At 77.9% G+C, this 12154-nt stretch carries 15 protein-coding genes; 13 read left to right on the top strand and 2 right to left on the bottom strand.

All coding sequences use genetic code 11. The annotated features are described in order from the left end of the window. Positions 1 to 1221 (bottom strand): AfsR/SARP family transcriptional regulator (locus ACI782_RS06635; RefSeq protein ID WP_456907335.1); only part of this gene is annotated, 1221 nt, incomplete at its 3' end. A gap of 129 nt (positions 1222 to 1350) precedes the next feature. On the opposite strand from ACI782_RS06635, the gene ACI782_RS06630 reads away from it, so the two are divergent. From ACI782_RS06630 to ACI782_RS06620, 3 genes are read left to right on the top strand one after another with little or no spacing between them, the layout of a single operon-like run. Further along, positions 1351 to 2622, top strand: a complete 1272-nt coding sequence (locus tag ACI782_RS06630; protein WP_456907333.1) for an FAD-binding oxidoreductase — start codon at positions 1351 to 1353, stop codon at positions 2620 to 2622. 27 nt (positions 2623 to 2649) lie between these two features. Beyond that, positions 2650 to 3045, top strand: coding sequence for a YidH family protein (locus ACI782_RS06625; protein WP_456907331.1), 396 nt, complete (start codon positions 2650 to 2652; stop codon positions 3043 to 3045). A gap of 30 nt (positions 3046 to 3075) precedes the next feature. Continuing rightward, the gene (locus ACI782_RS06620; RefSeq protein ID WP_456907330.1) at positions 3076 to 3426 is read left to right on the top strand and encodes a DUF202 domain-containing protein; all 351 of its coding nucleotides are present in this window, start codon (positions 3076 to 3078) and stop codon (positions 3424 to 3426) included. Positions 3427 to 3435: 9 nt separating this feature from the next. On the opposite strand, the gene ACI782_RS06615 is transcribed toward ACI782_RS06620, so the two are convergent. After that, positions 3436 to 3654: a hypothetical protein gene (locus tag ACI782_RS06615; protein ID WP_456907328.1), complete on the bottom strand. Its 219-nt coding sequence runs from the start codon at positions 3652 to 3654 to the stop codon at positions 3436 to 3438. A gap of 67 nt (positions 3655 to 3721) precedes the next feature. Here ACI782_RS06615 and ACI782_RS06610 point away from each other — a divergent pair, with 67 nt between their 5' ends. The 10 genes from ACI782_RS06610 (at position 3722) to ftsR (ending at position 12121) form a co-directional block, all read left to right on the top strand. Continuing rightward, positions 3722 to 4606: an alpha/beta fold hydrolase gene (locus ACI782_RS06610; protein ID WP_456907326.1), complete on the top strand. Its 885-nt coding sequence runs from the start codon at positions 3722 to 3724 to the stop codon at positions 4604 to 4606. A 67-nt stretch (positions 4607 to 4673) separates the two neighbouring features. Continuing rightward, a complete protein-coding gene (locus tag ACI782_RS06605) occupies positions 4674 to 4871 on the top strand; it encodes a DUF1918 domain-containing protein (RefSeq protein WP_456907324.1) in 198 nt (65 codons plus the stop codon). A gap of 4 nt (positions 4872 to 4875) precedes the next feature. Next, positions 4876 to 6945, top strand: a complete 2070-nt coding sequence (locus ACI782_RS06600) for an elongation factor G-like protein EF-G2 (protein WP_456907322.1) — start codon at positions 4876 to 4878, stop codon at positions 6943 to 6945. 213 nt (positions 6946 to 7158) lie between these two features. Continuing rightward, a complete protein-coding gene (locus tag ACI782_RS06595) occupies positions 7159 to 7833 on the top strand; it encodes a CDP-alcohol phosphatidyltransferase family protein (RefSeq protein ID WP_456907320.1) in 675 nt (224 codons plus the stop codon). Then, positions 7830 to 8756 (top strand): DUF881 domain-containing protein, encoded by a 927-nt coding sequence (locus tag ACI782_RS06590; RefSeq protein WP_456907318.1) that lies wholly within the window; start codon positions 7830 to 7832, stop codon positions 8754 to 8756. Before ACI782_RS06595 ends, ACI782_RS06590 begins: the two co-directional genes overlap by 4 nt. A 2-nt stretch (positions 8757 to 8758) precedes the next feature. Then, positions 8759 to 9091: a small basic family protein gene (locus ACI782_RS06585; RefSeq protein WP_456907316.1), complete on the top strand. Its 333-nt coding sequence runs from the start codon at positions 8759 to 8761 to the stop codon at positions 9089 to 9091. Continuing rightward, the gene (locus ACI782_RS06580; protein WP_456907314.1) at positions 9088 to 10071 is read left to right on the top strand and encodes a DUF881 domain-containing protein; all 984 of its coding nucleotides are present in this window, start codon (positions 9088 to 9090) and stop codon (positions 10069 to 10071) included. Before ACI782_RS06585 ends, ACI782_RS06580 begins: the two co-directional genes overlap by 4 nt. Positions 10072 to 10113: 42 nt before the next feature. Beyond that, entirely contained in the window at positions 10114 to 10518 is a 405-nt protein-coding gene (gene gcvH / locus ACI782_RS06575) for a glycine cleavage system protein GcvH (RefSeq protein WP_456907312.1), read from the top strand. 300 nt (positions 10519 to 10818) lie between these two features. After that, positions 10819 to 11334, top strand: a complete 516-nt coding sequence (gene odhI / locus ACI782_RS06570) for an oxoglutarate dehydrogenase inhibitor Odhl (protein ID WP_456907310.1) — start codon at positions 10819 to 10821, stop codon at positions 11332 to 11334. A 67-nt stretch (positions 11335 to 11401) separates the two neighbouring features. Next, positions 11402 to 12121, top strand: a complete 720-nt coding sequence (gene ftsR / locus ACI782_RS06565; RefSeq protein ID WP_456907308.1) for a transcriptional regulator FtsR — start codon at positions 11402 to 11404, stop codon at positions 12119 to 12121. The last annotated feature ends 33 nt before the right edge of the window (positions 12122 to 12154 follow it).

Here is a 12154-nt window from a genome sequence, read left to right as displayed (position 1 = left end):
CCGGGCCCCCCCCCCCCCCCCCCCCCCCCCCCCCGCGCCCCCCCCCCCCCCCCCCCCCGCCCCCCCCCCCCCCCCCCCCCCCCCCCCCCCCCCCCCCCCCCCCCCCCCCCCCCCCCCGACCGGGTCCCCGCCGGTGAGGCTGACGCCCAGCACGCCGGCGACCTGCGCCGGGACCAGGTCGGGGTCCTCCACCTCGGCCAGCTCGACGAGAGCCGCGGGCGGGGCGCCGGCCGGGCGCCGGCGGGCGGCCTCCAGCGCCAGCCGGGTCTTGCCGCTGCCGCCGGGCCCGACCAGGGTGACCAGCCGCGGGCCGGTCAGCGCGGCGGCGAGGGCCGCCAGCTCCCGGGTGCGGCCGACGAAGGCGGTCAGCGGCGCCGGCAGCGGCCCGAGCGGCAGGACGGCCGGCGGCGCCGGGACCGCGGCGGCGGCTGCCGGGGGCGGGGCCGCGGTCGGCGCGGCCAGGCCCGCGTCCTGGCGCAGGATCCGCTCGTGCAGCGCCTGCAGGGGACGGCCCGGGTCCACGCCGAGCCCGTCGGCGAGCAGCCGCCGCCCCTCGCCGTAGACCTCGAGCGCCTCGGCCTGCCGGCCGGCCCGGTACAGCGCGAGCATCAGCGACGCCCGCAGCCCCTCGCGCAGCGGCTCGGCGCGCACCAGCTCCCGCAGGTCGTCGACGAGCTCGGCGTGCCGGCCCAGCCGCAGGTCGAGCTCGGCGAGCAGCTCCCGCGCGTCGAGCCGGGCCTGCTCCAGGCGCTCGGACTCCTCGGCGGCGAAGGTGGCCGACACGTCGGCGTAGGCGGGTCCGCGCCACAGCGCCAGCCCCTCGGCGACCGCGGCCCGCGCGCCGGCGACGTCGTCCCGCGCGGCGAGGTCGCGGGCGCTGCGCAGCAGCCGGAGGAAGCGCAGCGCGTCGACGTCCTCGGGGTCGACGGCCAGCCGGTAGCCCGGCTCGCGGGTCAGCAGGAGCGTCCAGCCGCCGGGGGCGGCGTCCGGTTCCAGCTCGCGCCGCAGCCGCGAGACGACCGCCTGCAGGGTCGCCGAGACGGCGCCGGGCGGCTGTCCGTTCCAGACCCGGTCCACCAGGACGTCGACGGCGACGGGGCGGCCGGCGTCGACGAGGAGGGCGGCCAGGACGGCGCGGTGCCGTGGGGTCGGGCTGGGGAGGGGCCGACCGTCGCGCCAGACCTCGACGGGGCCGAGCACGCGGAACGAGGTGCGGGTCATCGGGGCGCAGCGTAGGGGCAGGGAGCCCGTTCCGGGCCCCACCAGGACCGCAAGCGCCGGGCAAGGGAGCGGCAAGGGCGCCGCGGCACCGTCGGCGGTGTCCGCTCCCCACCCTCCGGAGACGCCCGCATGGCCACCCTGCCCCCCGACCTCCCCGCCCGCCTGCGCGACCGGCTGTCCCCGGCGTCCGGCCTCCGGGACGGCGTCGTGCACGCCGCCTGCGCCGACGACGTGGTGGCCACCGTGCGGCTCGCCGGCCGGCACGGGGTCGCGGTGGGGGTGCGCGGCGACGGCGCGCCGGCCGGGTGGCGCACCCTCCTGGTCGAGCCCGCGGGCCTCGACGAGGTCACCGTGTCGCCCGAGGGCTGGGCCCGCGTCGGCGCCGGGGTGCGCTGGGCGCAGCTGCTGGCCGCGGCCGCGGCGCACTCGCTGACGCCGCTGACCGGCGCGGACGCCCGTGAGCGGGTCGCCGACTCGGTCACCGGCGGGGGAGTGGGCCCGGTGGCCCGGACCTACGGCCTGGCCTCCGACCGGGTGCGGGCCGTGGAGCTGGTCACGGGGGACGGCGTCCTGCGCCGGGTGACCGCGGCCGACGAGCCCGAGCTGTTCTGGGGCGTGCGCGGCGGAGCCGGGGTGCTCGGGGTGGTGACCGCCGTCGAGCTCGACCTGCTCGCCGCGGGCCCGCTCTACGCGAGCGAGGTGTCGTGGTCACCGGCCGACGCGGCGCGGGTGCTGCGGGCCTGGCGGGCGTGGTCGGCCGAGCTGCCCGCCCAGGCCGGCACCTCGGCGGTGCTCACCGGCACCGGCGAGGGGACGGCGGCCCTCACGGTGCGCTTCGCCTGGACCGGCGACCCGAGCGACGGCGCCGCGGTGCTCGACCGGCTGTGGGCGGTGGCGGACCCGGTGGCCGGGAACGCCGGCGTCCGCACCGTCGCCCGGCTCGGTCCCGCCCCGGTCGGGCCGGGCGTCGAGTCCTCGCTGCTGCTCGACGAACTGCCCTCCGACGGCATCGGGCCGCTGCTGCGCGCCGCCGTCCCGCGGGCGGTCGAGCTGCGCCTGCTCGGCGGGGCGGTCGCGTGGGTGCCCCAGCAGCCGAGCGCGGTCTGCCACCGCGACGCCCGCCTGGCGGTGCGCGTGGTCGGCGGCCGGTCCGCGGAGGAGCGGGCCGCGACCTGGGCCTGCGCGGAGGAGCTGGCCGCGGCGCTGGCCCCGGCGACCGGCGGCCGCGCGCCGGCCCACGGGGTCGGCGCCACGCCGGACGTGCTGGCCCGGACGCCGACCCCCGCCGTCCGGGAGCGGCTGGCCGGGCTGGCCGCGGCCACCGACCCGCACCGCATCCTCGAGGGCGCCGGGCTCGGCCGCCGCCGTTCCGGACCGCCCGCCGAGGTCCTGCGGTACTGACCGGCCCGGCCGGGCAGGATCGGGTCCGTGGGTGAGGGGGCTCGACCGGGAAGCGGGTCGCGGCCGCGCGGCCGCTTCCCGCGGGCGGTGTACGGCCGGGGGGAGGAGCCGGACCCGCGGTTCAGCCTGGCCAACGAGCGCACCTTCCTCGCCTGGATCCGCACCTCGCTGGCCCTCGCCGCCGGCGGCGTGGCGCTGGAGGCCCTCGACGTCCCGCCGTCGGACGGCCTGCGCCTGGCCTGCGTGCTGGTGCTGGTCGCCCTCGGCGTGCTGGCGCCGCTGCAGGCCTGGTGGGGGTGGGTGGCCACCGAGCGGGCGATGCGCCTGCGGCGCCCGCTGCCCGCGCCCCGGCTGTCCCCGGTCATCGCCGCCGGGACGCTGGCCGCCGGCGTCCTGCTGCTCCTGGGCATCGTGCTGGGGTGAGCGGGGTGCTGGGGTGAGCGGGCTGCTGCGGTGAGAGGGGCCCGGGACGGGGTCTTCGACGCCGGCCTGCAGGCCGAGCGGACCGCGCTGGCCTGGCGGCGCACGGCGCTCGCCCTGGCCGTGGGGGCGGTGGGCGCCGGCCGGCTGGCCGCGCCGGTGGTCGGCGCGGTGGCCGTCGGCCTGGCCGGGCTGGGCCTGGTCCAGGCCGTCTCGGTGGCCGCCACCGCCCAGCGGCGGTACCGGACCGTGCACCGGTCCCTGACCGCGCGCGGGGACCTGACGGCCGTGCGCGCCGCGGGGCTGCCGATCGCCGCGCTGACCCTCAGCGCGGTCACCGTCGGGCTGCTCGCGCTGGCGTTCGTCCTCGACCCCGGCGGCTGAGCCGGTCGGTCAGGAGGCGGCCCGGCGCCGGCACTCCGGGCAGGGGTCGGCCGAGCCCAGGCCGCGCCGCCCGCTCCAGCTGCCCTGGACGACGGCGACCGGGGTGCCGCAGACGGCGACCCACGGCGGCGGCCCGTCGGCGGCGTCCCGGGGGACGGCGTGCGCCCGCTCGGACTCCTGCTCCCGGCCGGCCGCGTGCGCGCCGCTCGTCGTCGCCCCAGTCGTCATGGCCCCAGCATGGGCCGCCCGCAAACCGGTCGACGTGGCCGGTCCCCGGACGGTCAGGGTGTCGGCCGTGGAGCACCGGATCCGCGTGGCGCCGGACGTCGAGCTGTGGGCCGAGGAGCGTGGGGACGCGGCCGCCCCACCGCTGCTGCTGGTCATGTGGGCCAACGCCAGCGGGGTCGCCCGGCCCGAGACGCTCGTCGACGGCCTCGCCCGGCAGCACCGCGTCATCCGCTACGACCACCGCGACACCGGCCGCTCGACGCGCGCGTTCGAGCGGCGCCCCTACGCGATCCGGGACCTCGCGCCCGACGCCGTCCGGGTCCTCGACGCGCTCGGCGTCGACCGGGCGCACGTGGTCGGCAGGTCGATGGGCGGCACGCTCGTGCAGCTGCTCCTCCTCGACGCCCCCGAGCGGCTGCGCAGCGCCACCGTCCTCTGCACCTCCGCGCTGGGCACGGGCCTGGCCGACGTCGCCGGCGAGAGCGGCCTGCCCGGGCCCGACCCCCGGCTGCTCGCCTACTGGGCGTCGATGGGGGAGGAGCGGGACGCCGACGCGGAGCTGGCCTGGCGGGTCGAGCACTGGCGGCTGCTGAACGCGGACGGCCTGCCGTTCGACCCGGCGGAGTTCCGGACGCTGGAGGAGCGGGTGGTCGCGCACAGCGGCACGCACCGCGGCCCGGTCGCCCACGCGCTCGCCGACCGGTCCGGTCTCGACCGCGGCGCCGAGCTCGCCGCCGTCCGGGTCCCCACGCTCGTCGTCGAGGCACCGGAGGACCCGGTCGGCCCGCCGCCGCACGCGGCACACCTGGCGCGGGTGATCGGCGGTGCGCGGCTGGTGACCGTCCCCGGCATGGGTCACGCGCTGCCGGCCGCCGTGGTGGCGCCGCTGACCGAGGCGATCACCCGGCACACCGCCGCGGCCGACGGCCGGGAAGAGCCCGCCGCCCCTTGATCGGCCCCGGGCCCGCGGGCAGGCTGTGACCCACAACACAGACCGGGTCAGCCGCCGGGAGGTCGCCGTGGAAGCACGTGTCGGGGACAAGATCGTCGTCCACTCCACCCACCAGGGAGAGCCGGAGCGCACCGGCAGGGTGCTCGAGGTGCGCGGGCAGGGCGGCGGACCGCCCTACGTCGTCCAGTGGGACCCCGACGGGCACACCGGGGTCTTCTACCCGGCCGGCACGTGCGCCGTCGTCCCCGAGCCGGCGAACGGCTGAGCCCGTGGCCAAGGACACCGGGCCCGCCCCGGCCCCGCGCCCCGCCGAGAGGGTGCGCAACGTGGCCCTCGTCGGCCACGCGGGCGCGGGCAAGACCACCCTCGCCGAGGCCCTGCTGGTCGCCACCGGGGCGATCCCGCGGGCCGGCAGGGTGGAGGAGGGCACCACGTGCCTGGACAGCGAGGAGGTGGAGGTCCGGCAGCAGCGGTCGGTGTCGCTCGGCGTGGCCACCGTCGAGCACGCCGACCACCGGATCACCCTGCTCGACACCCCCGGCTCGCCGGACTTCGTCGGTGAGCTGCGGGCGGGGCTGCGGGCCGCCGACGCGGCCCTGTTCGTGGTCTCCGCGGTCAACGGGGTCGACGCGGGCACCGTGCAGCTGTGGGAGGAGTGCGCGGCGGTGGGCATGCCGCGCGCGGTGGTCGTCACCCAGCTCGACCGCGCCCGGGCCGACGTCGAGGAGACCGTCCGGCTGTGCCAGACGATGCTCGGCGAGGGCGTCTACCCCGTCCACCTCGTCGAACGCGGCCCGGACGGTTCCGTCACGGGGGTGACGTCGCTGCTGGACCCCGGCGCGACCGCCCCGGACGCCGACCGCCTCCGCAGCGAGCTCATCGAGGGCATCATCGGCGAGAGCGAGGACGAGGCGCTGATGGAGCGCTACCTCGCCGGTGACGAACTGGTCCAGAACGACCTGATCAGCGACCTGGAGACCGCGGTCGCGCGCGGCCACTTCCACCCCGTGCTCTGCGCCGCGCCGCTGCAGGGCATCGGCATCGACTCGCTGCTCTACCTGCTGGTCAACGGCTTCCCGTCCCCGATGGAGCACGGCTGCCCGCCGGTCACCCGCCCCGACGGCTCGAAGGCGCCCGCGCTGTCCTGCGACCCCGACGGCCCGCTGGTCGCCGAGGTCGTCAAGACCACGACCGACCCCTACCTCGGCCGGGTCTCGCTGGTGCGGGTGTTCTCCGGCACGCTGCGGCCGGACACGCCGATCCACGTCTCCGGGCACGGCATGGCCGACCGCGGACACCCCGACCACGACGTCGACGAGCGCATCGGCGCGGTCTCCTCCCCGCTCGGGTCGAGCCTGCGCACGGTCGCCGCCTGCCCCGCCGGCGACGTCTGCGCCGTCGCGCGCCTGACGTCGGCCGAGACCGGCGACACGCTGTCCTCGCCCGAGGACCCGCGGCTGGTGCCGCCCTGGGACCTGCCCACCCCGCAGCTGCCGATCGCGCTGGAGGCGGCGTCCCGGGCCGACGAGGACCGGCTGGCCACCGCGCTCACCCGCCTCGTCGCCGAGGACCCGACCGTGCGCCTGGAGCGCCGCCCGGACACCGGGCAGCTGCTGCTGTGGTGCGTCGGGGAGGCGCACGCCGAGGTGCTGCTGGAGCGGCTCCGGGCGCGGCACGGCGTCAGCGTGCAGACCGTGCCCGTGCGCGTCCCCATGGTGGAGACCCTCGCCGGGCCGGCGAAGGTCACCGGGCGGCACGTCAAGCAGTCCGGCGGGCACGGGCAGTACGCGATCGTCATCGTGGAGGCCGAGCCCGGGGAGCCGGGGTCCGGCGTGGTGTTCGAGCAGCGGATCGTCGGCGGCACGGTGCCCAGCCAGTTCCACGGCAGCGTGGAGAAGGGCATCCGGGCCCAGGCCGAGCGCGGCGTCTCCGGGGACCGCCCGATCGTCGACGTCCACCTCACCCTCGTCGACGGCAAGGCCCACTCGGTGGACTCCTCCGACGCGGCCTTCCAGGCCGCCGGGGCGCTCGCCCTGCGCGAGGCGGTCGCCGCCGCCGGCACCCGGGTGCTCGAGCCGTGGTGCGAGGTGGAGGTCGCCGTCCCGGGCGACTACGTGGGCGCGGTGATGAGCGACCTGTCCTCGCGGCGGGCGCGGGTCACCGGCAGCGACGCCGACCCCGACCGCGACCGGACGACGGTCCGCGCCGAGGTGCCCGAGGTGGAGCTGCTGACCTACGCCGGGGCGCTGCGCTCGGTCTCCCACGGCACCGGCAGCTTCACCCGTCGGCCGATGGGGTACGAGCCGGCGCCGCCGTCGCTGACCGCCGTGCCCGCCTGAGGAAGGACCCCGTCCTCCCCACCCATCGCAGGATCGGGGTGGGACCCGGGACGGGGCGGCCCTGCCCCCACCTCGCACGCTCGCGGCGGGGGCCGGCAGGGGGCCACCGGTCGGGGTGGGGCCGGGGGTCACGGGGCTCCCGGTGCGCCGCCCGAGGGACCGTCGGCGGAACGCACTAGCCTCGCAGGCGGTGTTCAGCGGGGTGGAGGTCACGTGACGTCGTCCAACGGTCCCTCGGCGGCTGCCCCGGCTCCTGTGGAGAGCGGGGCGCTGCGCGACCGGCCGGTCGTCACCGACCGCAACGACCTGCCCGACCGCGTGTGGACCGTCCCCAACGCGCTGTCGGTGCTGCGCCTGCTGGGCGTGCCGCTGTTCCTCTGGCTGCTGCTCGGGCCGCACGCCGACGGCTGGGCGGTGCTCGTGCTCGCCCTCGCCGGCGTGAGCGACTGGGCCGACGGGAAGATCGCCCGCGCGCTGGGCCAGTCCAGTCGGCTGGGCGCCCTGCTCGACCCGGCCGCCGACCGGCTCTACATCGTCGCCACCCTCGTCGCGTTCGTGCTGCGCGACGTCGTCCCGCTCTGGGTGGTCGCCGTCCTCGTGGGCCGCGAGCTGGTGCTGGGCCTGATGCTGCTGGTGCTGCGGAGGTACGGCTACCCGCCGCTGCAGGTGCACTACCTGGGCAAGGCGGCCACGTTCAACCTGCTCTACGCCTTCCCCCTGCTGCTGCTGGCCGACGGCGACGGGCCGGTGGTCGCCGTGGCCCAGCCGTTCGCCTACGCCTTCACCATCTGGGGCGGCGCCCTGTACGTGCTGGCCGGCGTCCTCTACGTCGTCCAGGTGGCCGGCATCGTGCGCGCGGAGCGGGCCGCCGCGAGGGCCGCGCCGTGACCTCCACCCTGCAGCGCGGCGGGGGCCCGCGCTCCCTCGGCGCCTCGCTCCTCGACCAGGTGCTGGCCGAGACCCTCGACCCCGCCTACCGGCAGGCGGCCGAGGCGCGGGCCGCCCGCGCGGCCGGCGAGGGGGCACCGCCGCGGTCCGGCCGGCGCCGGGGTCAGCTGGCGGTGGCGCTCGTCCTCGCCGTGGCCGGCGTGCTGGCCGCGGTCACCTACGACCAGGCGGCGGCCGGGGCGCAGGGCCGCGAGGAGGTGCGCGAGGCCCTGGTGGCCGACATCGCCACGGAGTCGGAGACCAACGACGAGCTCACCGCCGAGCTCGCGCAGCTGCGCGCCGACCTCTCGCAGGCCCGCGACGACGCGCTCGCGGCCACCTCCGAGGGCCAGCGGGCGCGCGACGAGCTCGACGACGCCGAGACGGCCGCCGCGGGCGTGCCGGTCACCGGCCCGGGCCTGCTGGTCACGCTGGCCGACGCCGAGCCCGACGCCGACGCCGACCCGGTGGGCGGCGCAGGGGAGGAGGACCCCCGCGGCCAGGTCCACGACGGTGACCTGCAGCTGGTGGTCAACGCGCTGTGGGCGGCCGGCGCCGAGGCGGTCAGCATCAACGGCCGGCGGCTGGGCCCGACCACCGCCATCCGGTTCGCCGGCGAGGCGGTGCTGGTCGACTTCCGGCCGGTCACCAACCCCTACCTGGTCAGCGCCATCGGCGACCCGGAGACCCTGCGCAACCGCTTCCTGGCCAGCCCCGAGGTCATCTCCCTCGCCCAGATCTCCCAGTCCTTCGGACTGCGTTTCGAGTTCGCCCAGGAGGACGAGCTGTCCGTGCCCGCCGGGAGCTCCGCCGAGCTCCGCTCCGCCACACCGGTGACCGAGGAGACCGACGCGCCGGCTCCCGACCCCACGCCGGGAGGCTGACCGTGATCCCCGTGCTCGGCCTCGCCCTGGGCGTCGTCCTCGGCCTGCTGTTCGACCCCACCGTCCCGCTGTGGCTCCAGCCCTACCTGCCGATCGCCGTCGTCGCCGCCCTCGACGCGGTGTTCGGCGGCGTGCGAGCCCGGTTCGACGGCATCTTCGACGCGAAGGTGTTCGTGATCTCCTTCGTCTCCAACGTCGTCGTGGCCGCCCTGATCGTCTTCCTCGGGGACCAGCTCGGCGTGGGCGCGCAGCTGTCCACCGCGGTCGTCGTCGTCCTCGGCATCCGCATCTTCGGCAACGCCGCCGCCATCCGGCGGCACGTGTTCCGGGCATGAGCGGCGACGACCGCCCGGCCGGCGGGCCGGACGTCCCGGTCCCCGACGACGCCGCGCGGCCCGCGCCGGACGCGGAGGACGGACCGGCCGACGCGCCCGCGGAGCCCTCCGCCGGCGCGGCGCCGCAGGAGCCCGAGGCCTTCCCGGCCGCGCCGGCCACCGCGGAGCCGACGCCGGCCGGGGAGGAGACGCCGGCCGGGGAGGAGACGCCGGCCGGGGAGCCGACGCCGGCCGAGCCGCCGCCCACCGCGGAGAAGGAGTCGCCGGCCCCGCCCGCCGCCGCGCGCCGGCCTCGGCGGGACCCGCTGGCGGCGGCGCTCATCGGCGTCCTCACGCTGCTCCTGGGCTTCGCCTTCGCCGTCCAGGTGCGCAACAGCGGCACCGGCGAGGACCTCGCCGGCGCGCGCGAGGAGGACCTCGTGCGCATCCTCGACGAGCTCAACGCCAGCGAGGACCGGCTGCGCGCGCAGATCGCCGAGCAGCGGGCCGACCTGCGGGACCTCACCAACGACGACAGCCGGTCCGAGGCCGCCCTCGAGGAGGCCCGGCAGCGGGCGGAGGCCCTCGGCATCCTCAACGGCACCGTCGCCGCGCAGGGCCCGGGGCTGGTCATGAGCATCCGCGACCCGGAGGGCCAGGTGCGGGTGGCCGACCTGCTCGACGCCGTCCAGGAGCTGCGCGGCGCCGGCGCCGAGACCATGCAGATCGACGGCGTCCGGGTCGGGGTGTCCACCGCGGTCACCGGCGACCCGGGGGCGCTGCGGGTGGACGGCCGGCCGGTCACCAGCCCCTACGAGGTCGTCGTCATCGGCTCCCCGCAGGACCTCGAGACCGCGATGAACATCCCCGGCGGCGTGGTGGACCGGGTGGGCCGCCAGGGCGGCACCGTGGAGATCACGCAGTCCGACCGGGTGGTCGTGGACGCGTTGCGGCCCCTCGACACGCCTCAATACGCTCAGCCGGACGACGGCGACGACTGACCACCGCCGGCCTCCCCGACCCACGACTGGAGACGACGCCGCATGACCACGCCCGACGACCGCCGCTACACCGAGCAGCACGAGTGGGCCCTGGTCCAGGGCGGCGAGGGCGCGGCGACCGTCGTCCGCGTGGGCATCACCGACCACGCCCAGGACGCGCTCGGCGACATCGTCTTCGTGCAGCTGCCGGAGGTCGGGGCCGAGGTGACGCCGGGCAACCCCATCGGCGAGGTCGAGTCGACCAAGTCGGTGTCGGACGTGTACGCGCCGGTGGCCGGGGTCGTCGCCGCGGTCAACGAGGCGCTCGCCGACGCGCCGGAGACCATCAACGCCGACCCGTACGGCGCCGGCTGGCTGGTGGAGATCACCGTGCTCGAGGAGGCCGGCGACCCCACCACGGCCCTGCTCGACGCGGCCGCCTACCAGGCCCTCGTCGACGCCTCCTGACCCGCCGGCCGGCCGCGGCCGACGCGTCGGCGAGCCGGTCCCCTGACCCGCCGCAGCCCCGACGACGATCACTATGCTCACCGGGGGCGAGGGGCCGCGCCGCCTGCTGAGGGCGGCGCCAACCTCACCCTGGACCTCCGGTTGACCCTCGGGTCGGCCGCTGGTTCCATGACCCACGGCCCGCCGTGACCCACACGGCGGCCGACCCGCGACGGGCCGTCCGGTCCGTCGTCCGCCGGCCGCCCGCGGCCCGTCCCTGAGGTCCGCGGCGGTGCCACCCCTGCACCGGAGGAGACAGACGTGCACTGCACTCGCTGTGGCCACAACAACCCCGAGGGCAGTCGCTTCTGCGCGCAGTGCGGCGCGGCGCTGTCCCAGGAGCGGATCGGCGAGTCCACCAGCGTCATCCCCAAGGTCGGCGGTGAGGACTCCGCGGAGACGCCGGAGGTCGCCGAGGCCGACGCCCATGCCGGCGCCATCGAGACGCTGCCGGCCGGGTCGGCGCTGCTGGTCGTCAAGCGCGGCCCGAACGCGGGCAGCCGCTTCCTGCTCGACCAGGACGTGACCACCGCCGGCCGCCACCCCGACAGCGACATCTTCCTCGACGACGTCACCGTCAGCCGCCGGCACGTGGAGTTCCACCGCGAGGGCGGCGGGTTCTCCGTGCACGACGTCGGCAGCCTCAACGGCACCTACGTCAACCGCGAGCCGGTCGACGTCGCGACCCTGGCCGGCGGCGACGAGGTGCAGATCGGCAAGTTCCGGCTGGTGTACCTCACCGGTCCGCGGACGGGCGAGCCCGCTCCTCGCTCGTGACGGCCCCGGCGGACTCGCTCGCGGACGGGGACGCGGTCCCCGCGGCAGCGACGGCAGCGTGACCGCGGTGCCCTCGCGCGCGAGCGCGTTCGGGGACGCCGACGACCAGCACACGCCTCGCCTGACCATCGGCGAGGTGCTGACCGTCCTCCGCGACGACTTCCCCGACGTGACGATCAGCAAGATCCGGTACCTGGAGTCCGAGGACCTGGTCCACCCGCAGCGCACGCCGTCGGGCTACCGGAAGTTCTCCTCGGCCGACGTGGCCCGGCTGCGGTACGTCCTGGCCGCCCAGCGCGACCACTACCTGCCGCTGCGGGTCATCAAGGAGCACCTCGACGCGCTCGACCGCGGCGAGCCGCTGCCGGGGACGGCGCCGCCGTCGGCCGAGGCGCCGGGCACGGAGGAGCCCGAGGCCGGCAGCCTGCCGGCGGAACAGTTCGCCGCGGCCGCCGGGCTGGAGCCGGGGCAGCTCGCCGACTGCGTGCAGTTCGGCCTGCTCGCCCCGGACGCCGACGGCCACCACCCCGCGGCCGACCTGGCGATCGCCCGCGCGGCGGCCGGCCTGGCCCGGCACGGCATCGAGCCGCGGCACCTGCGCGTGTACCAGAACGGCGCCGAGCGCGAGGCCGGCCTGGTCGAGCAGCTGGTCGCCCCGGTGCTGCGTGCCCGGTCGGAGGAGGCCCGGGCGCGGGCCACGGAGAAGCTGCGGGAGCTGGCCAGCTTGTCCGCGCAGCTGCACGGTGCGTTGCTGGAGGCGCGCCTGCGGGACCTCCTGCGTCCCTGACTCGGGCGTACCGTGGGCGAGGTCGGTGTCCGA

The sequence above is a fragment of the Geodermatophilus sp. SYSU D00703 genome (genome assembly GCF_054050155.1).
Note: the sequence above shows the minus strand (reverse complement) of the source record. Positions and strands in the feature narration are given on the sequence as shown.

Excerpts from the sequence above, each read along its gene's own strand:
- ACI782_RS06630 (WP_456907333.1), top strand. The coding sequence starts at position 1,351 with ATGGCCACCCTGCCCCCCGACCTCCCCGCCCGCCTGCGCGACCGGCTG.
- ACI782_RS06615 (WP_456907328.1), bottom strand. The coding sequence starts at position 3,654 with ATGACGACTGGGGCGACGACGAGCGGCGCGCACGCGGCCGGCCGGGAG.
- ACI782_RS06580 (WP_456907314.1), top strand. The coding sequence starts at position 9,088 with ATGAGCGGCGACGACCGCCCGGCCGGCGGGCCGGACGTCCCGGTCCCC.
- gcvH (WP_456907312.1), top strand. The coding sequence starts at position 10,114 with ATGACCACGCCCGACGACCGCCGCTACACCGAGCAGCACGAGTGGGCC.